Here is an 18,564-nt window from a genome sequence, read left to right on the forward strand (position 1 = left end):
ACCTCCATTTACAAAAATTATACCAAAAAAAACTTGACATGGGAATGTTCCCACAAGATAGAATGAACATACAAACAATATAAGGAGGAAATACAATGGGATTTAGACAAGATTTTTTATGGGGTGGCGCAACAGCAGCCAATCAATGTGAAGGAGCATATCGTGAAGATGGTCGAGGATTAGCGAATGTGGATTTAGCTCCAGTTGGACCAGATCGTGCAGCAGTTATTACTGGAGAGATGAAAATGTTTGAATTTGATGAACATCATTTTTATCCAGCCAAAGAAGCCATTGATATGTACCATCGTTACAAAGAAGATATTGCGTTATTTGCAGAGATGGGATTTAAAACATATCGCTTATCCATCGCTTGGTCTCGTATTTTTCCAAAAGGTGATGAAAATGAACCAAATGAAGCAGGTTTAAAATATTATGAAGACTTATTTAAAGAATGTAAAAAATATGGGATTGAACCATTAGTTACGATAACTCATTTTGATTGTCCAATGCATTTAGTTGAAAAATACGGTGCATGGAGAAGCCGTGAATTAGTCGGTTTTTATGAAAATCTGTGTCATGTTATTTTTAATCGTTATAAAGGTTTAGTAAAATACTGGTTAACGTTTAATGAAATTAATATGATTTTACATGCCCCATTTATGGGAGCAGGGCTTTATTTTGAAGAGGGTGAAAATAAGGAACAAATCAAGTACCAAGCTGCTCATCATGAATTACTAGCTAGTGCGATTGCCACAAAAATTGCCCATGAAGTTGATCCAGAAAACAAGGTAGGATGTATGCTTGCTGCAGGAGCAAACTATGCTTATACTAGTAAACCTGAAGATGTTTGGGCGTCAAGAAAAGCTGATAGAGAAAACTATTTCTTTATTGATGTTCAATCTCGTGGGGAGTACCCGTCTTATGCGCTAAAAGAAATGGAACGAAAAGGTATTACCTTACCAATTCAAGAAGGCGATTTAGAATTATTGAAAGAGCACACTGTTGATTTCGTGTCATTTTCTTATTATTCATCAAGATTGCAATCGACGGATCCAGCGGTGAATGAACAAACGAGTGGTAATATCTTTGAGTCACTTAAAAATCCTTATTTAGAGTCAAGTGAGTGGGGATGGCAAATTGATCCACTAGGATTAAGAATCACGTTGAATGATTTATACGATCGCTATCAAAAACCATTGTTTATTGTAGAAAATGGATTAGGTGCTGTGGATACACCAGATGAAAATGGTTATGTTGTAGATGATTACCGTATTGAGTATTTAGCAGAGCATATCAAAGCGATGAGAGATGCCGTAGAAATTGATGGGGTTGATTTATTAGGCTATACGACTTGGGGATGTATTGATTTAGTCAGTGCGGGTACTGGTGAAATGAAAAAACGTTATGGATTTATTTATGTAGATCGTGACAATGAAGGAAATGGAACACTTAATCGTAGTAAGAAAAAATCATTTGATTGGTATAAAAAAGTCATTGCAACAAATGGAGAAGATTTGAGCAATAGCTAATTGTTAAGAAGGCTTCAGATTTTTTCTGAAGTCTTTATTTAAATAAAGTACATTTATTGTTTACAAGAAAGCGGAAACATGTTATTATCTGTATGTAAAGGATTGTAACTGCTAAGCAGGCAAGACCTAAATTGAATGAAATAGTGAACGACAAGATTAGTCTCAGTATATATCTGGGCTTAGTTTGCGTAGACTATTTTAGTCAGTTTAGGTCTTTTTTGCATTTAAAAATGTAAGGAGGAATTATTATGGCAAAGCTTTCTAATAGAGAGTTAGCGACACAAGTTTTAGAATTAGTTGGAGGAAAGGAAAATGTGAGTAGTGTTGTTCATTGTGCAACACGCCTACGATTTAAATTAAATGATGAATCGATTGCTAAGACTGAAGAGATAAAAAAAATACCAGATGTTATCCAAGTCGTTCAAAGTGGAGGTCAATATCAAGTTGTAGTAGGAAGTAGAGTATCAGATGTCTTTAATGAATTACTAGATGTATCTGGGCTTGGAGAGCCAACAGAAGAAGAGAAAAAAGATAGTAACATTTTTAATAAATTTGTTGATATTATATCAGGTGTTTTTACACCATTTTTAGGAGCACTGGCAGGAACTGGAGTATTAAAAGGGCTATTATCTATTTTATTATTGACAGGTGTTTTAACAGACAAGTCAGGAACTTATCAAATTCTTTATGCAGCATCAGATGGGTTAATGCAGTTTTTACCATTTGCAGTGGCCTTTACTGCTGCTAAAAAATTTAAAACAGATCCTTTTATTGCCTTATCAATAGCAGGAGCTCTATTATACCCATCTATCACACAAATGGCAGGAGAGCAAGCGTCTCTTTCATTTTTAGGAATTCCAGTTATTATTAGTCCAACAGGATACATGCAAACAGTGATTCCAATTATTTTATTTGTTTGGTTACAAAAATATATTGAGAAATTTATGAAAAAAATTATTCCTGAATTTTTAAAAATTATTTTAGTTCCAATGTTTACTATTATGATCATGGTACCGTTAACTTTTGTTGCAATAGGGCCTTTAGGTACAATTATTGGAACAGGATTAGGAACAGCTTATACAGCAGTCTTTAATTTTAGTCCTATATTAGCAGGTGCAGTTATGGGTGGCTTATGGCAAGTGTTTGTAATGTTTGGGATGCATTGGGGTCTTATTCCAATAGGATTGAATAACTTAACACAATATGGTTTTGATACTTTAACACCAATGTTATTGGGAGCTGTTTTAGCTCAAGCAGGAGCTGCTTTTGCGGTATTTTTGAGAACAAAGAATGAAAAACGAAAAGCATTGGCACTTTCAGGAACGTTGACTGCTGTTTTTGGTATTACTGAACCGACTGTTTATGGTGTGACTTTACCTCTAAAAAAACCATTTATCGCTGCTTGTATCGGTGGAGCGGTTGGTGGAGCAGTTATCGGCGGAGCTGGTGTTAAACTATTTGCTAGTGGTCTAGTGAGTATATTATCAATACCTGGCTTTGTGAGTACGATTGAGGGTGTTGAATCAAACGTTATGATGGGAATTATTGGAGGTATTGTATCGATTGTTGTGGCATTTGTTATGACATTGGTTATTGGTTTTGATAAAGAAGTAGAATCAACTGATGAGGAATCAAATAATGTATCATCTGGTACATCAAGTCAATCAGGATCACGAGAAGAGTTAGTTTCTCCTGTAACAGGTGAGGTTGTTCCATTATCTGAAGTCAAAGACGAAGTATTTTCTTCTGGTGCGTTAGGAAAAGGTATCGCTATTAATCCAACTATCGGTGAGTTATATGCACCAGCAACAGGAGAAATTACCACTGTATTTCCAACAGGGCATGCAATAGGTATGATAACAAATGATGGTTCTGAGATACTGATCCATATTGGTATGGATACTGTTGAGTTAGACGGAAAAGGATTCGATATTAAAGCTAAGCAAGGGGATAAAGTAAATCAAGGTGATTTATTAGGATACTTCGATATTGATTATATTAAAGAAGCAGGAAATCCTGTTGTCACGCCAATAGTAGTTACAAACTCAGATCAGTTTTTAGATGTCCTTACATTAGATCAAAAAGATATTGTATCAGGAGAAGAATTATTAGTGGTAATCAAATAACGATGTTTTTATGGTATGGTAATTAATTCTGTAAAAAAACATTTATAGGATGTATAATAAAATGAGGATTGATGACAATATCACTGATTTAAGAAAAGGACACAAGAGATGATTATAAAAAAAATTTTAAATAATAATGTGGTAATTTCTGATAATAAAGAATCTCAAGAAGTTGTTGTGATGGGCAAAGGTATTGCGTTTAATAAAAAAGTTGGAGATAAAATATCTTTAATTGCTATTGATAAGATGTTTGTTAATCATTCAGGAAGCGAAAGACAAGAGATGGAAAAATTGGTCGAAAAAATACCACCTGATATCATCGAAGTATCTAAAGAGATTATGTTATTAGCAGAAAAAGAGATTGGTTATAATTACTCTGAGAAATCTTATTTAAGTTTGACGGATCATTTGTTTTATGCTATAGAACGGGCTCGCGAGAAGATTTCACTTCCTAATCCATTATTATTTGATATAAAAAAATTTTATCCCAAAGAATTTAAAGTTGCTTTAAAAGCGGTTGAAATTGTGAAGGATAAGCTAAATGCGGACATGACAGAAGAAGAGGCAGGTGTGATTGCACTACATTTAGCTAATAGTGTGACAGATTATCAAGATATGGCAACAACAATGAAAAACACAGAGATTGTCAAAAATATATTAAATATTGTTAGACGATATGTTGGATACGAGTTTGATGAACACTCAACAAACTATCAAAGAATGGTGACTCATATTCAATTTTTTGTTCAACGAATAATAAATAATGAATTAAGTGAGGAAACAGATGATTTTTTGTATGAATTAGTTCAATCAAAATACCCAAAAGCCTTTCAATGTAGTTTAAGGGTGAAAGACTATCTTTTAACTAAGTATGATGTTCCCATTAATCAATCAGAAATAATCTATTTAACGATTCATATCAATAAGGTAATGGATGATAATAAAGGATAAAGAAGGAATACAAGTATTTATTCTTTCAGATTGAAGACAAACTAACTACCCATGTCTTACTATTTCAACATTAATAGTCACTCCGTTTCTCTATTTTATCAAAAAAGACAAAGTATCGAAATTTGTCAATACTTTGTCTACAGTCTAAGTAGTCTCTTATATTAAGAGACTACTTTTTTATTTTCTATTCGTTAATCTAATGAGTTATCTGGTGGGATATTTTTTTCTAGTGCTTGAATTTCTTGTTCTAAAATGTTAATATCCTGTTTCTTTTTAGCTAAGGTTTCTTTCTTTTCTTCTAAGGTTTCTTCTTTATCTTCTAATGGTGATTTTATTAGATAGTTCCATAAGATAGCAAACAGCGTTCCAATAAATGTATCAATGACACGGTCGATAGCATATGTAAAAGAGCTAGTTTTGGGAATAGAGAAGCATAAGAACAATAATGTCGCGACACCACCAATAATTCCTTTTTGATTTTTTAAACGAGTCGAGACAGTAATGGTGACTAAAACAAAAAATGGCACAAGGAAGATTTCTCCAATGGATTGATTAGGGAGTTTTAGTAAACAAATATAGTATAAAATTCCAGCAATTCCGCCAATGGTGTTGCCAAGTATTCTTGATTTTCCAAAACTCATGGTGGTTGACATATCTTCACGTAAAGCAAAAACAGCAGCTAGTGTGGCTACCATTGGGGAACCACGATGTGTTAAGTGAAAAAAAATAATGCAACACATAACAGCAATTGAGGTTTTAAGTGTTCGCAAGCCAATTCGATATTTTCCAATAACCATCTGATGAGCATTCTCCTATTTATTATGATTTGTCGGAACGGAACGTTGGTAATCATTTATTAATTTAGTGGTATACGACATATTTTGTAACGTTTCATTTGTGACGATTAAAGTTGCACCATTTGCTCTATCAATAGCAGAGAATAAAGCATCGGCTGTCTCATTTGCTACGTCATCATATAATTTTTTTTCTTGTGATAAACTAGTTTCAATATAAAGCTGAAGAGATTCAATATTATTGATGATAATCTCTAAACTACCCTGAATTGACACTAATTTAGTATTATCTACATCAACTGCCTTTTTGGAAATAATATTTTTTAGTTCTTTATTATAGGACTTAATTAGTTTATTATCTTTTTTTAAAGTCGATAATAATTTTTCACGTTCTTCATAACTTTTATTTAGACTGCTTGTTTCATTACCTAAAATATTGGTTATTTTTTTTTCATGGATATCTTTATCATAGGTTGTTGAAAAATTTTCAATAAGTGTATTTAAAGAGGAAATAGTTGCTTTTTCTTCTTTTAGTTGTTGATTGATATTTTTTGTGACGGTGACTGATTGATCCAATTCTTGTGTAATACCGCACGCACTTAAAGTAAACAAAAATAAAAATATGACTAAAAATGGTTTAATACGTGTCATAGAGTAACCCTCCTCAATATATCCCTATAATAAACGAAAGAGAAGTATTTTTCTAGTATTTGACGGGAAACAAATTTTGACTTTAAATAGAGTAAGGATAAAGTGTGAAAAGAGGAATAATATGAAAATTGGATTACGTACCATAAAAACTGCTTTAACAGCATCTATCGGGATTTGGTTAGCAAGCTATTTGGGGTTTAAATACGCCTCAACAGCAGGGGTCGTGGCGATTTTAAGTGTGACAAATACGAAACGTTCATCTGTTAAGATAGGACTTGGTAGGCTGTTAGCATTTATGCTAGCAACAATTATGGCTTATTTCTGGTATCACGTAATAGGATATAATCCATTAGCCTATTGTTTGCTATTATTATTTTATATTCCGATTGCTGGTAAATGGAAAATGCCTGAAATTGTCCCAATCAATTCAGTTCTAATGACTCATTTTTTAAATGAAAAATCAATGGCTCCGTGGTTAGTTTTTAATGCATTTGGTTTGTTGTTTATCGGGGTGACCTTAGCACTTATTGCTAATTTACATATGCCTAGTGTAAAAGAAGATATCGAAGAAAATAAACAGGTAGTTGATAAAACAATCCAAAAATTATTGATGCAGTTTTCAGAGATGCTTTATAGAAAAGATGTAGAAAATGAATGTAATGCTTTACTTGAAGGATTATCTAAATCGATTAAACAGGGAAAGCAATTATCAAAACGTCATATGGAAAATCAGTTGTTATCACAAGATGAGTATTACTTAAGTTATTTTGATATGAGATTACGTCAATTTGAAACATTAGAAGATATGAATGAGTTAATTAAACAAATTGATGTCGATAAAGATGTCGCAGAAAGTGTGGAAACGTTACTATTAAATATCGCAGAAACTTATGCTGAAGACAATAATGCGTTATCTTTAAAAGAAGATGTATTAGAAGTATTCCAAATGTATGAAACAAAATCATTACCAACATCACGAACAGAATTTGAAAACCGTGCGAAATTATATCAATTGTTATTACAAATTCAAACATTTATTGATATTAAAGTAAACTTTAGTCAAATGAATGAAAAAATGTTGTAGTTTTTCTAAACTTGTCTGGGTAAATGATGTATTTGATTCAAAAGTTTTATTAAATATAGTAGAATGAAAAGAGATATTATATTATTTAGTTGATTTAATAGATAAGAAAGAGGATGACGTATATGCATCAAGCAATGGTTAATATTATGTTAGATCGTATAAGAGATCAATTTATTAGTGAAGACACCTTTTGTAAAAATATTTTAGAACTACCTATAGAGATATGGTCAGATTGGAAAAAAGGTTTAGTACAGTTACCAAATGATAAGATGCAAAAGATTAAAAATTTATTTTCTGACTATGAATGGATGTTGATCCAAAAAATTGTCAGTCAGACAATTATGTTTCCAGAAAAAAGAAATTATGCAAGTGTCGAATATAAACGTTTAAAAACAGTGATTGCTAATACATGGATTAAATCAGGTGTAGCAAAAGTTGAATTAATTACCCAACAGCGTTTTAGTGATAGAGAATTGTTAAACGTCCCACAAAAACATGTAGTTGTTCTACGTGTTGTGATGAATTATGGTGAATGGGGATATGATGACATACTAGAATTCTTTATGCCAGGAATTGTCCAACAACAAATAGAGGAATCAAAAGTTGATTTAATTGAATGGCTAGATGAAAATTTGACAGATACTTATGCAGAAGAAAATACTCAACATAAGGGAAATGACTAGTATTCATGGCTAAAAAAATATTCATCGGTATTATCAGTTGTTTTATTGCACTGGGATTATGGGTTAAAGTTGGGGATAACCAAAAAGCAGTAGAAAAAACAACTCAAACAGATCAGATAAAAGAGCCAGTTCAATCTACAGCAAAATCAGATGAGACGTATCCAGGAAACACAACAGATTGGGATCTTATTTTAGTTAATAAAGATAATAAGATTGAAAAAGAACCAACTAATTTAAAAGAATTACCTAATGGTGAAAAAATTGATAGTCGTATCTTTGGTACATTTAATGCAATGGTGAATGCTGCTGACAAAAAAGGATTTAAAATAGTGACTATCTCAGGCTATCGATCCGTAGCAGAACAAAGGGCGATTGTAGAGCGAGACATTGCAAGCTATAAAGCACAAGGCTTTTCTGATGAAGAAGCAAAGAAAAAAGCAATGGAATATTTAACAGAACCAGGATTGAGTGAACATCATACTGGTTTAGCTATTGATATTTTGGATCAAGATTGGTACAACAAAGGTAATATGCTAGAAGGTGAATTTGGTGATACAGATGCTGGAAAGTGGATTGAAGAAAATGCTTGTCAATATGGGTTTATTGTTCGCTATGAAAAAGGTAAAGAGTCAATAACAGGTATTAATTATGAGCCATGGCATATTCGTTATGTCGGTAAAGCTAATGCCTTATATATGAAAAAACACAACTTGTCGCTAGAAGAATATGTTGAAATGATTAAAAAGTAGGTAATTTATGGCGAAAAAATATACAAGAAGATATGGCAATCAACGTAAAGTAACGTTACCCTTAATACTAAGTTTGTTACTTTTAATGGTTGGATTAATTGTTTTTTTATTAAGTCTAAGAGGATTAAGTGATACCACTCCAATGACACAATCAGATGTGTCAAATTCTACAGATAAACAGGCTTTTATTGAAGAAATTGTTCCGGTTGCTAAAGAGATGCAAGCTAGCCATGGTATTATGCCAAGCATTGTTTTAGCTCAAGCTATTTTAGAATCAGATTGGGGAACAAGTGAGTTAAGTGCTAAATATAATAATTTATTTGGTATTAAGTCTTTTAGTGCCAATGATCATTCAGTAAAACTGGAAACAAAAGAGTATAAAGATGGTAAATGGGAAACTATTAAAGCAAACTTTAAAGTATATGCTAGTTGGTCTGATTGTATTAGAGATCATACGTTGTTGTTTGTACAAGGCGTGGATTGGGACCCTTATTTATATCAAGGGGTGTTATTAGCAGATGATTATCAAACTGCAGCTAGAGCTTTACAAGTTGCTGGATATGCTACAGATCCAGGCTATGCTGATAAGTTAATATCTCTCATTGAAGAACATCATTTAAATCAATATGATTGATAAATTGAACTTTAATATTTTGATTAAAGTTCAATTTATTTATGGAGGAGAAATAATTATGAATAGAGAAAAACGTATTGCCCCTGAAATTGTCACAAATTTAAGAAAAGATTTAATCAATGTCCCAAACGTCATTCGAAATTGTTCAGGAATAAGAATTTATGGAAAACGAATTAAATCAATCTGCTATTCAACTGATATAGCTATTATTCGTAATATTGATGCAGATGCTGTGATAGCCGTTTACCCATTTACACCACATCCAACGATTACTAAAGCAATTATTGAAGCAGCAGATGTTCCTGTTTTTTCGGGTGTTGGTGGTGGTTTAACTCAAGGAAATCGCTCAGTTAATATGAGTATGTTTGCAGAAGCAAATGGTTCTCTAGGTGTCGTTGTGAATGCACCTACACCTAAGGAGACAATTTATGATATCTCACAGACCATTGATATCCCCATTATTGGAACAATAACATCGGAATTTACCGACATTGATGAAAAGATTGCAGCTGGTGTTCAGATTTTAAATGTTAGCGGTGGTAAACACACTGCTCATATTGTTCGAATGATTCGAGAAAGATACCCATTATTTCCTATTATGGCAACAGGAGGACCAACGGAAGAATCAATTATGGAAACCATTGAAGCTGGAGCGAATGCTATTACTTATACACCACCTTCAAACGGTATGTTATTTAGTAAAAAAATGCAGAATTATCGAGCAATAGAACGTGAAGAAAGTAATGAAGACTAGCCTTTTTAATCAATTAATTGAATTAATGTATAAATGAACTTAGATTTAGATTTAAATCTAAGAAAAATTCGTGTAGAATATAAAAGGTAGATAAGATAACTATAAAGAATTTATTAAATAGTGACATATTTAGGAGAGAATAAAATGGAATTAAAGAGACAACAAGAATTTGTACAGTCATATCATTATGATGCATTACCTCAAGATCATTCTGAAGAAACATCTATTAATGTAAGTTTAAATCCTTTTGAAATTACAGATGAAATGACCATTGATGCAGAAAACAACTCGATTTTAGGGTTGAGAGTCGAATTTAAAATTATATTAGATAATGTTGCCATTAGTGGTGATGTCGCTCAATTTGTTCAAACAGTAGGTAGAAAAGTAGATAAAATTGAAGATTTAACTTCAGAAGAAGTGAACACTTTGGTACAACCTTTATTCGTTTTGATTGAACGATTAACTTATGAAGTAACCGAGATTGCGTTAGACAAACCTGGTGTACAACTTAACTTTTCTCAAGAAGGCTAAATAAGTCTAAAAAAGTGTTGTGGTCTAACAACACTTTTTTAGTATCATTGTAAGCGAGTTGATAAAAAACGGAGGTAATATAATGAAAAGTGACCAGGGGAAAATTAGTATGCGGTTGTTCAAAAAAGAAAAAAAGAAACCCCGTAAAAAATCAATTACCGTAATAGAAAAAAATCGACCATCAGGATCTATGACCAACCAATTAGAAATATTATTCGATCCTATTTTTTTCTATAAAATTGATAAAAGGTTAACTGTCTTTTTTCGTAGATGGCGTTCTGTGTTATCTATCTATCCAATAGAAAGAGCATTTTATCATATTAATGATAATGGAATAATTAAATTGTACATCTCTTTCAGCGTTTCAGCATTACTAAGTGATATTGAAATTAAACATTTTTTTAAAGCAGTTCAGGAATTATTGACTGCTCCATATAATACTATAGAATCTAGTGACATGGTACAACCTGTTTTTCAGACAGGAAATGAGTCAAATAAAATGAATTTTAATATTTTAGATGATCAAGATAAAATCATTGATACATTACAAAAAAAAGTGGTGGAACAAGACGCTTTAGTGAATCAGTGGAGTAAAGAACGAGATAAAGAACAAAAAATATTAATGGAGCAACTAGATATTATTGAAAAAGAAAATAATGACTTATTGCGGTATGTAGATACTTTTCAAGATAATAAAATACTACCTAAAAAAGAACAATTAGAAGATATTTACCCAACTAAAAATGACGAAAGTCATCAACGTTATTCCATCCTGTCAAACGAATTGACAAATGCTAAACATTTAATTAGCGAGTTGCAACATAACAATAACCTACTCAGTTTAACGTTGAATGAAACATCAAAAAAAAATCGGCAATTAACTATATCTGAAAATAAACAAGTCGATGAAATTAAAGATTTACAGCTAAAATTGACAGAATTAGAGACAGAAAATTCAACATTAAAAAATCTATATCAAAAAGAACAAGATGATAAAGCACAATTAATCAATCAAGCCCAACTTGATATGAAAGAATTTGAGGAAAAAATTGCGGAACAAGAAAGACAGTTAGTATTAGTATCAAATGATTCCTTTAAATTGCAAGCTAAAATTGATGAATTAGTGAGTGAAAAGACAGAATCTGATTTATTAATTGATGAATTAAAAGAAGAAAATCATTCAGTAAAAAATAAATTAGATCAAGAATCAGTTGAAAAAGACAATGTCTTAAGAACGTTGGAAGAACAAAAAAAATCGTATTGGCAATTAGAAAAAAAATTAAAAGAGTGGATTGATAAAAGCCAAGGAATGGAACAACAACTTGAAGAACAACTTAATAAATACGAACTAGATACATCCAGTATGTTAAATGATCTAACTAATTTAAAAGAATTAAATCAGAAATTAAGTGAAGAAAAAAACTATTATCAAAATGAGATGAGACAATTATTAAAAGAGGTTAATCGTTTAAGTGATCGTGTTGCTTACCTCCAACAGTTTGTTGATCAGACTTTAGTTGAAGAACAAGAAGATAACAGCGAAGGGACAGATTTAATAAATGAGGAAAAAATAGAAGAAGAACAAGCAATACGATACGATGAAGATGATATTTTGGACTTATTTCAACAAGCAGATGATGCTGAAGTTGAAGACGTTAAGGTTCCAGTCGAAGAGTACCGGACATATCGGTTATCATTAAAATTTTTGGAGTATCGATGGTATCAAGCTAATATCATGCAAGTCAATGATACTGGTAAAAGTGAACTCAATTGGAGTAAGCATTATATATCTGAAGCGAATGAATTCTTTGTAGAACTAGAAAATCTAGTCAAGATACCATTACTGTCGAAAAAATATGTTATGATGGATAAGGAAATTAAGTTACGCTTAAAAGCGTACCAAGCGTTATCTGCTTATTTAGAGAGACGTTATTTTAAATCAAGTAAACATTTTTTTGATAGGGAGACGGCAGAATAATTATGCAAGATACACAAGTTTTTGATATTTTAGAAAAAGAGTTACCCAATATAAAAAGAAAACAAATCGATACCGTGTTGCACTTATTAAGTGAAGGAAATACGGTTCCTTTTATTGCACGTTACCGTAAAGAACAAACGGGAAGTCTTGATGAAGTAGAAATTCGAGAAATTGAAGAACGCCATGCTTATATTGAGGGATTAGTCAAACGTAAAGAAGAAGTTACTCGATTAATCAGTGAACAAGGAAAATTGACGAAAGATTTAGAGAAAAAAATTAACGCTGCTAAAAAAATGCAACGAGTGGAAGATTTATATCGCCCCTTTAAACAAAAACGTCGAACTAAAGCGACCATTGCAAAAGAAAATGGTCTTGAGCCGCTAGCTGATTGGCTATTGACATTTCCAAGCAATGGGTCCGTTGAAGATGAAGCAGCTAAATACGTTAATGAAGAAGTTAAAACATCTGAAGAAGCTTTATCTGGAGCACATGAAATTATCGCTGAAGTGATTAGTGATGAGCCATCTTACCGTGAATGGTTACGTAATATGACGAAACAAACAGGTCTTTATACCACAAAAGTAAAAGATAAATCATTGGACGAGAAAAGTGTGTATGAAATGTATTATGATTTTTCTGAACCAATGAAAAAAATGGTATCACATAGAGTACTTGCGGCTAATCGTGGTGAAAAGGAAGGTGTGTTGAAAGTTGCGATTGAAATAGATAGCAACCGAGTATACCAGTATTTCGAACGTCACTTAATTAAGAGTGAGACAAGTATTGCAACACCTTATATACGCTCAGCTTATGAAGATAGTTATAAACGATTTATAGGACCGGCAATTGAACGAGAAATACGGAATGAATTGACTGAAAAAGCAGATGAACAAGCCATTACTATTTTTGGTGAAAATTTAAAAAATTTATTATTACAACCCCCTTTAAAAGGGAAAGTTGTATTAGGGTTTGACCCGGCTTATCGCACAGGATGTAAGCTAGCTATTGTTGACCCAACAGGTAAACTATTGGCTGTTCATGTGATTTATCCACATAAACCAGCTAATGCCAAAAAACGTGAAGAAGCTAAGCCGGAGTTCATTAAATTATTAGAGGAATACAAAGTTGAAATGGTGGCAATCGGTAACGGGACGGCTAGCCGTGAATCAGAAGCATTTGTTTCAGAGTGCTTGAAAGAAATGAAACGTCCTGTTTTTTATGTGATTGTTAATGAGGCAGGAGCATCAGTATACTCAGCTAGTGATACGGCACGAGAAGAATTCCCAAATTTACAAGTTGAAGAACGAAGTGCTGTTAGTATCGGTCGCCGCTTGCAAGATCCATTAGCAGAATTAGTAAAAATTGATCCAAAAGCAGTAGGAGTGGGGCAATACCAACATGATGTCTCACAAAAACGCTTAGGAGAAAAACTTGATTTCGTTATTGAAATGGTTGTTAACCAAGTTGGAGTCAATGTTAACACAGCAAGTGCCCAACTTTTACAGCATGTGGCTGGATTAAATAAAACAACGGCAAAAAACATTGTGATTTATCGCGAAGAAAACGGTGAATTTACTAGCCGTACTAGCCTGAAAAAAGTACCACGCCTAGGACCAAAAGCCTATGAGCAATCAATCGGATTTTTACGTATTCCAAATGCTAAAAATATTTTAGATACAACAGGTATTCACCCTGAAAGTTATGGATTAGTAAAACAATTATTAAAAGAACTAGCGATTGATATATCAGAAATTGGGACTGAGGAAACAAATGCGAAATTAGAAAAAGTATCTGTTGAACAAATGAGTGAGACATTATCAGTTGGTAAAGAAACACTAGAAGATGTAATCAGTGCGCTAAGACAACCTGGACGAGATATGCGTGATGATTTAGCTGCGCCCATTTTAAGAAAAGATATTCTCAAAATGGAAGATTTAAAACCCGGGATGCAATTAGAAGGAACAGTCCGAAATGTGGTTGATTTTGGTGCATTTGTGGATATTGGAGTGAAACAAGATGGTTTAGTTCATATCTCAAAATTAAGCCAATCATACATTAAGCATCCAACAGATGTCGTGGCAGTTGGAGATGTTGTGACAGTGTGGATAGTAGATGTAGACGTCCAAAAACAACGCATCACATTGACAATGATTGATCCAACTCAAAAATAAGGAGAATCTTTAGATGAATGATGGTGAATTACAGTCTTTGGTGGAAAAAACGTCTCTAATGTATTTTGGTAAACCATTTTGTCATCAAGCATCATTTAATAAACGGTTAAAAACAACTGGTGGACGGTATCATTTAGACTCCCACCAGTTAGATTTTAATCCTAAAATATTAGTGGTTTATGATGAACGAGTACTGATAGGGATTATTAAGCACGAACTCTGTCATTATCATCTTCATTTAGAGAATAAGTGTTATCAACATAAAGACAAAGAGTTTAAAGAGTTATTAAACCACGTTGCTGGGTTACGATTTACACCACCACTTTGTGAGAAGAAACAATCAAAGTTTTACATGATTGAATGTTGTCAATGTCATAAACAGTTTCAACGAAAGAAGCGTTTAAATTTGGCAAAGTATCGTTGCCAGTGTGGTGGGAAATTAATTTATTTAACAAAATAATAAAAATATAGTGGCGACGACTAAGTATTATATGGTAAAATAATACTACGATTAGCGAGAATGTCGGAATTGGCAGACGAGCAAGACTAAGGATCTTGTGAAGAGTATTCTTCGTGAGGGTTCAAGTCCCTTTTCTCGCATATTGATTGGGTATCAGATCTATTGATCTGGTACTTTTTTTATAGACGAGAAGGAATGAGAAAAGTTGATAGAAATAGGTCTAACCACATTTAAAGAGCATGGGAAATTATTGAACAAATCATTTTTAGCGTTATCTGACTACGCGTCTTTATTTCCAGTGGTAGAAATGAATACCTCTTTTTATGGGATTAAACAACCAACTGTTAGCCAAAAATGGGTAGATGAGACACCTGAAAGTTTTTCATTTAGTGTCAAAGCGTTCAAAGTCATGACGAAACACGCTAAAATAGAAGAGTTTTATCAAAGTGAAGAAGAGATGGATGACGCATTTAAATTGTTTTTAATGCCTTTGATTCAACAAAATCGATTATCAACGATATTGTGTCAGTTTCCGAGTTTTTTTATTTGTAATAAACCAAATGTGGAGTATCTTCGTAAGTTAAGATTACGATTCAAAGAGTTTCCTATGGCAATCGAATTTCGAAGTGGCACATGGTACAACGACTCTGTCAAACAAGATATGATTGAGTTTATGAAACAGTATCACTACACATTAGTGACAGTAGATGAACCACAAGTCACTCATCACTCGGTGCCATTTTTACCTAAAGTAACTACAAAAGATTATGCTTATTTGAGATTACATGGAAGAAATAAACGTTACTGGACAGAAAAATCAGGAGATTGGCGAAAAAAGAGAACGCTCTATCGTTATTCAGATAGTGAGTTAAACGAATTGGCAAAGGACATTAAACAAATAGAAGCTAAAAAAATAGTTGTTGTGTTTAATAATAATTCAGGGGGAGATGCAGGTGAGAATGCCTTAACTTTAAAAAATATGTTAGCCATTGATTATAAAGGGTTGAATCCGACGCAATTAAATTTATTTTAAAAAAATTCACAAAAAGACAAAATTGTTTCTATAATAAACAAATACATTAAATCAACATGCGGTGATATCAATGTTTTTTGTTGATATGAGAGAGTAGCTAAAAAGTTACTCTCTTATTTTTTGTGATAATTTTGCATTTTTCCGTGAGAGCCCTTACTATGTGTGATGTCGATAGGTAGTAACGTATACGTAAAGGAGTCGAAAAAGTGATTCAATTAAAAAAAGTGAGAAAATCATTTGGTGACTTTCATTTAAGAGACATCACTTTAACAATAAATGAAGGCGTTATTTATGGAATAGTGGGAGAAAGTGGTTCGGGAAAGTCCACACTATTAAGTATCTTAAATTTAACTACACCAATTGATGACGGAGAATTAGTTATTGATGGGGTACACTGTGAAACATTGACTAAAAGTCAGCAGCGTATGTTAAAACAGGAAATGGGTATGATTTTTCAGGAGTATCACTTACTAAACAATTTGACGATACTTGAAAATATTCATCTGCCATTAAAATTAAAAGGGATAAAAGATGTTACAAAGGCTATCTATTGGTTAGAAAAAGTAGGTCTTTCAGGATATGAAACAACCTATCCTTCTCAATTAAGTGGTGGGCAAAAACAACGAGTCGCGTTAGCGAGAGCGTTAGTGACAAAACCTAAATACATTTTATTAGATGAAGCAACCAGTGCACTAGATGAGTATAATGCACAGTTGATTTTACAAGTATTGACGGAAGTTCACACAGAGTATCAACCTACCATTATGTTTGTTAGTCACGATTTGGATAAAATTAAAACATTTTGTCAGGAGTGTTTGATTTTAGATAAAGGAAGTATTAGTCGTATTGTCACTGTGATTCATCATAGTAAAGATGAATTGTTGGCATCTTATCCTGAAAAAGCATTCAGGAGGTTAACAACATGACCTCTATATCGCATGCGATGATTTATTTTCCAGAACTAATGTTGGCACTTAGACAGACACTATATATGATTGGTGTCAGTATGATGATTGGGTCATTACTAGGCTTAATAATAGGGACGAGTTTATTTTTATGCCGAGGAAAAGAAACGTGGCAAAAAAAGTTGGTATATCATCTGACCTCCAGTTATGTCAATATTATTCGTTCATTTCCATTTCTATTATTGGTCGTGATGTTAATTCCACTCACTAGAATAATTGTGGGAACAGGATTTGGTCCAAAGTCAGCTTCAGTATCGTTAAGTTTAGTGGCGATTGCCATCTTTGCTAGACTTTGTGAACAAGTACTACTAGATATTCCAAATAGTGTGTTGGTTTTATCTGATTCACTCGGTGTGAGTTTATGGCAAAAAGTGATTCATTTTTTATGGTTAGAAGCAAGAAGTGGTCTTGTGTTAAGTGCCACATCAATGTTAATTAGTTTGGTATCTTATTCGACTGTAATGGGGGTAGTCGGTGGAGGAGGCATTGGAGACTTCGCCATTCGATATGGCTACCAACGTTATGAATATACGGTCATGATGATGGCTATTGTGATGATGATTGTATTGGTTGGGTTAATTCAGTTAGTAGGGTATAAAATAGCAAAAAAATTAGATAAAAGGACGTTGTCATAATGAAAAAAAGTTTAAAGTATTCAGTATTATTAGGGTTAACATTAGGGTTAGTGGCGTGTGGAAAAGCTCAAGAAAGTAAAAAAGAAGACACACCAAAAGAAGATAAAATCATCAAAGTGGCTTCTCAGGCACCACCAATGACTGATATTGTCAATGTAGCTAAAGAAGAAGCCAAAAAAGATGGGTGGGATATTGAATTGGTTCAAGTAACAGATAACATCCAATACAATGAAATGTTAAAGAGTAAAGAAGTAGATGCGAATTTTGCTCAACACAAACCATATATGATGAAATTTAATCAAGAAAAAGATGCAAACTTAGTCGTAATTCAACCAATCTATAATGCAAAAGTTGGTTATTATTCAAAAGACTATAAATCAGTTGACGAGATTCCTGAAAAAGCTAAAATTGCCATTCCAAGTGATGTGTCTAATGAAGGTCGTGCGCTTGCTATTTTAAACGAACAAGGATTGATTACATTAAAAGAAGGTGTTGGTTTTAATGGAACACTGAAAGATATCGAAAAAAATCCAAAAGAACTAGAATTTTTATCAGTTGATTTACTTAACTTAGCCGAAGCTTACAATGAAAAAGATGTTGCAATGGTATACAATTACCCAGCTTATATTGCGAAAATTGGTCTAGCACCAGATGATGCGATTTTATTAGAAAATACAGTAGATGAAAGATTCGCGATTTCTTTAGTCGCTAGAGAAGACAATGAGAAATCTGAAAAAATTAAAGCTTTGAAAAAAGCTATGACAAGTAAATCAGTTAAAGAATATATCGAGAAAGAACATAGTAAAACAGCTATTCCAGCGTTTTAATATGTCCCC

General features: G+C 32.8%; 18 protein-coding genes and 1 tRNA gene. 17 read left to right on the top strand and 2 right to left on the bottom strand.

The window, feature by feature from the left end; translation table 11 throughout:
* Window positions 1–95 precede the first annotated feature (95 nt).
* The 3 genes from MN581_RS04825 (at window position 96) to MN581_RS04835 (ending at window position 4,606) form a co-directional block, all read left to right on the top strand.
* Complete coding sequence (locus tag MN581_RS04825) at window positions 96–1,529, top strand: 6-phospho-beta-glucosidase (protein ID WP_241699284.1); 1,434 nt, start codon at window positions 96–98, stop codon at window positions 1,527–1,529.
* Between the two features lie 248 nt (window positions 1,530–1,777).
* Window positions 1,778–3,655 (top strand): beta-glucoside-specific PTS transporter subunit IIABC, encoded by a 1,878-nt coding sequence (locus MN581_RS04830; protein WP_241699285.1) that lies wholly within the window; start codon window positions 1,778–1,780, stop codon window positions 3,653–3,655.
* A gap of 108 nt (window positions 3,656–3,763) precedes the next feature.
* Window positions 3,764–4,606 carry a PRD domain-containing protein gene (locus MN581_RS04835; protein ID WP_241699286.1) on the top strand — a complete coding sequence of 281 codons (843 nt, stop codon included), beginning with the start codon at window positions 3,764–3,766 and terminating at the stop codon, window positions 4,604–4,606.
* Window positions 4,607–4,797: 191 nt separating this feature from the next.
* Here the strand turns inward: MN581_RS04835 and MN581_RS04840 are convergent, their stop codons facing one another.
* Window positions 4,798–5,403, bottom strand: coding sequence for an aromatic acid exporter family protein (locus MN581_RS04840; protein ID WP_117972557.1), 606 nt, complete (start codon window positions 5,401–5,403; stop codon window positions 4,798–4,800).
* Between the two features lie 15 nt (window positions 5,404–5,418).
* Complete coding sequence (locus tag MN581_RS04845; protein ID WP_117972558.1) at window positions 5,419–6,051, bottom strand: hypothetical protein; 633 nt, start codon at window positions 6,049–6,051, stop codon at window positions 5,419–5,421.
* A 121-nt stretch (window positions 6,052–6,172) separates the two neighbouring features.
* Here MN581_RS04845 and MN581_RS04850 point away from each other — a divergent pair, with 121 nt between their 5' ends.
* The 14 genes from MN581_RS04850 to MN581_RS04915 all read left to right on the top strand — a co-directional run bounded on the left by MN581_RS04850 (window position 6,173) and on the right by MN581_RS04915 (window position 18,555).
* A complete protein-coding gene (locus MN581_RS04850) occupies window positions 6,173–7,135 on the top strand; it encodes an aromatic acid exporter family protein (RefSeq protein WP_117972559.1) in 963 nt (320 codons plus the stop codon).
* A 122-nt stretch (window positions 7,136–7,257) separates the two neighbouring features.
* Complete coding sequence (locus tag MN581_RS04855; RefSeq protein WP_117972560.1) at window positions 7,258–7,818, top strand: hypothetical protein; 561 nt, start codon at window positions 7,258–7,260, stop codon at window positions 7,816–7,818.
* Between the two features lie 5 nt (window positions 7,819–7,823).
* A complete protein-coding gene (locus tag MN581_RS04860) occupies window positions 7,824–8,567 on the top strand; it encodes a M15 family metallopeptidase (protein WP_241699287.1) in 744 nt (247 codons plus the stop codon).
* A 7-nt stretch (window positions 8,568–8,574) separates the two neighbouring features.
* Window positions 8,575–9,201 carry a glycoside hydrolase family 73 protein gene (locus tag MN581_RS04865; RefSeq protein WP_117972562.1) on the top strand — a complete coding sequence of 209 codons (627 nt, stop codon included), beginning with the start codon at window positions 8,575–8,577 and terminating at the stop codon, window positions 9,199–9,201.
* A gap of 58 nt (window positions 9,202–9,259) precedes the next feature.
* A complete protein-coding gene (locus tag MN581_RS04870; protein ID WP_241699288.1) occupies window positions 9,260–9,955 on the top strand; it encodes a hydrolase in 696 nt (231 codons plus the stop codon).
* 144 nt (window positions 9,956–10,099) lie between these two features.
* On the top strand, window positions 10,100–10,486 hold the full coding sequence (locus tag MN581_RS04875) for a DUF1149 family protein (RefSeq protein WP_117972564.1): 387 nt from the start codon (window positions 10,100–10,102) through the stop codon (window positions 10,484–10,486).
* An 82-nt stretch (window positions 10,487–10,568) separates the two neighbouring features.
* On the top strand, window positions 10,569–12,464 hold the full coding sequence (locus MN581_RS04880; protein ID WP_241699289.1) for a hypothetical protein: 1,896 nt from the start codon (window positions 10,569–10,571) through the stop codon (window positions 12,462–12,464).
* Window positions 12,465–12,466: 2 nt separating this feature from the next.
* A complete protein-coding gene (locus MN581_RS04885; RefSeq protein WP_117972566.1) occupies window positions 12,467–14,635 on the top strand; it encodes a Tex family protein in 2,169 nt (722 codons plus the stop codon).
* 13 nt (window positions 14,636–14,648) lie between these two features.
* Entirely contained in the window at window positions 14,649–15,095 is a 447-nt protein-coding gene (locus MN581_RS04890; protein WP_241699290.1) for a SprT family protein, read from the top strand.
* A gap of 54 nt (window positions 15,096–15,149) precedes the next feature.
* Window positions 15,150–15,235 (top strand) — tRNA-Leu (locus MN581_RS04895).
* A gap of 65 nt (window positions 15,236–15,300) precedes the next feature.
* Window positions 15,301–16,128 carry a DUF72 domain-containing protein gene (locus MN581_RS04900; RefSeq protein WP_241699291.1) on the top strand — a complete coding sequence of 276 codons (828 nt, stop codon included), beginning with the start codon at window positions 15,301–15,303 and terminating at the stop codon, window positions 16,126–16,128.
* A gap of 206 nt (window positions 16,129–16,334) precedes the next feature.
* On the top strand, window positions 16,335–17,054 hold the full coding sequence (locus tag MN581_RS04905) for an ATP-binding cassette domain-containing protein (RefSeq protein WP_241699292.1): 720 nt from the start codon (window positions 16,335–16,337) through the stop codon (window positions 17,052–17,054).
* Window positions 17,051–17,728, top strand: coding sequence for an ABC transporter permease subunit (locus tag MN581_RS04910; RefSeq protein ID WP_117972570.1), 678 nt, complete (start codon window positions 17,051–17,053; stop codon window positions 17,726–17,728). The genes MN581_RS04905 and MN581_RS04910 overlap by 4 nt, the downstream gene beginning before the upstream one ends.
* Window positions 17,728–18,555 carry a MetQ/NlpA family ABC transporter substrate-binding protein gene (locus MN581_RS04915; protein WP_117972571.1) on the top strand — a complete coding sequence of 276 codons (828 nt, stop codon included), beginning with the start codon at window positions 17,728–17,730 and terminating at the stop codon, window positions 18,553–18,555. The genes MN581_RS04910 and MN581_RS04915 overlap by 1 nt, the downstream gene beginning before the upstream one ends.
* Window positions 18,556–18,564 lie beyond the last annotated feature (9 nt).

This window comes from Vagococcus sp. CY53-2 (genome assembly GCF_022604695.1).
Lineage (GTDB): Bacteria > Bacillota > Bacilli > Lactobacillales > Vagococcaceae > Vagococcus.

What these genes read in the sequence shown, in the direction of transcription:
- MN581_RS04825 (WP_241699284.1), top strand. Translation starts at nt 96, where the DNA reads ATGGGATTTAGACAAGATTTTTTATGGGGTGGCGCAACAGCAGCCAAT.
- MN581_RS04830 (WP_241699285.1), top strand. Translation starts at nt 1,778, where the DNA reads ATGGCAAAGCTTTCTAATAGAGAGTTAGCGACACAAGTTTTAGAATTA.
- MN581_RS04835 (WP_241699286.1), top strand. Translation starts at nt 3,764, where the DNA reads ATGATTATAAAAAAAATTTTAAATAATAATGTGGTAATTTCTGATAAT.
- MN581_RS04840 (WP_117972557.1), bottom strand. Translation starts at nt 5,403, where the DNA reads ATGGTTATTGGAAAATATCGAATTGGCTTGCGAACACTTAAAACCTCA.
- MN581_RS04845 (WP_117972558.1), bottom strand. Translation starts at nt 6,051, where the DNA reads ATGACACGTATTAAACCATTTTTAGTCATATTTTTATTTTTGTTTACT.
- MN581_RS04850 (WP_117972559.1), top strand. Translation starts at nt 6,173, where the DNA reads ATGAAAATTGGATTACGTACCATAAAAACTGCTTTAACAGCATCTATC.
- MN581_RS04855 (WP_117972560.1), top strand. Translation starts at nt 7,258, where the DNA reads ATGCATCAAGCAATGGTTAATATTATGTTAGATCGTATAAGAGATCAA.
- MN581_RS04860 (WP_241699287.1), top strand. Translation starts at nt 7,824, where the DNA reads ATGGCTAAAAAAATATTCATCGGTATTATCAGTTGTTTTATTGCACTG.
- MN581_RS04865 (WP_117972562.1), top strand. Translation starts at nt 8,575, where the DNA reads ATGGCGAAAAAATATACAAGAAGATATGGCAATCAACGTAAAGTAACG.
- MN581_RS04870 (WP_241699288.1), top strand. Translation starts at nt 9,260, where the DNA reads ATGAATAGAGAAAAACGTATTGCCCCTGAAATTGTCACAAATTTAAGA.
- MN581_RS04875 (WP_117972564.1), top strand. Translation starts at nt 10,100, where the DNA reads ATGGAATTAAAGAGACAACAAGAATTTGTACAGTCATATCATTATGAT.
- MN581_RS04880 (WP_241699289.1), top strand. Translation starts at nt 10,569, where the DNA reads ATGAAAAGTGACCAGGGGAAAATTAGTATGCGGTTGTTCAAAAAAGAA.
- MN581_RS04885 (WP_117972566.1), top strand. Translation starts at nt 12,467, where the DNA reads ATGCAAGATACACAAGTTTTTGATATTTTAGAAAAAGAGTTACCCAAT.
- MN581_RS04890 (WP_241699290.1), top strand. Translation starts at nt 14,649, where the DNA reads ATGAATGATGGTGAATTACAGTCTTTGGTGGAAAAAACGTCTCTAATG.
- MN581_RS04910 (WP_117972570.1), top strand. Translation starts at nt 17,051, where the DNA reads ATGACCTCTATATCGCATGCGATGATTTATTTTCCAGAACTAATGTTG.
- MN581_RS04915 (WP_117972571.1), top strand. Translation starts at nt 17,728, where the DNA reads ATGAAAAAAAGTTTAAAGTATTCAGTATTATTAGGGTTAACATTAGGG.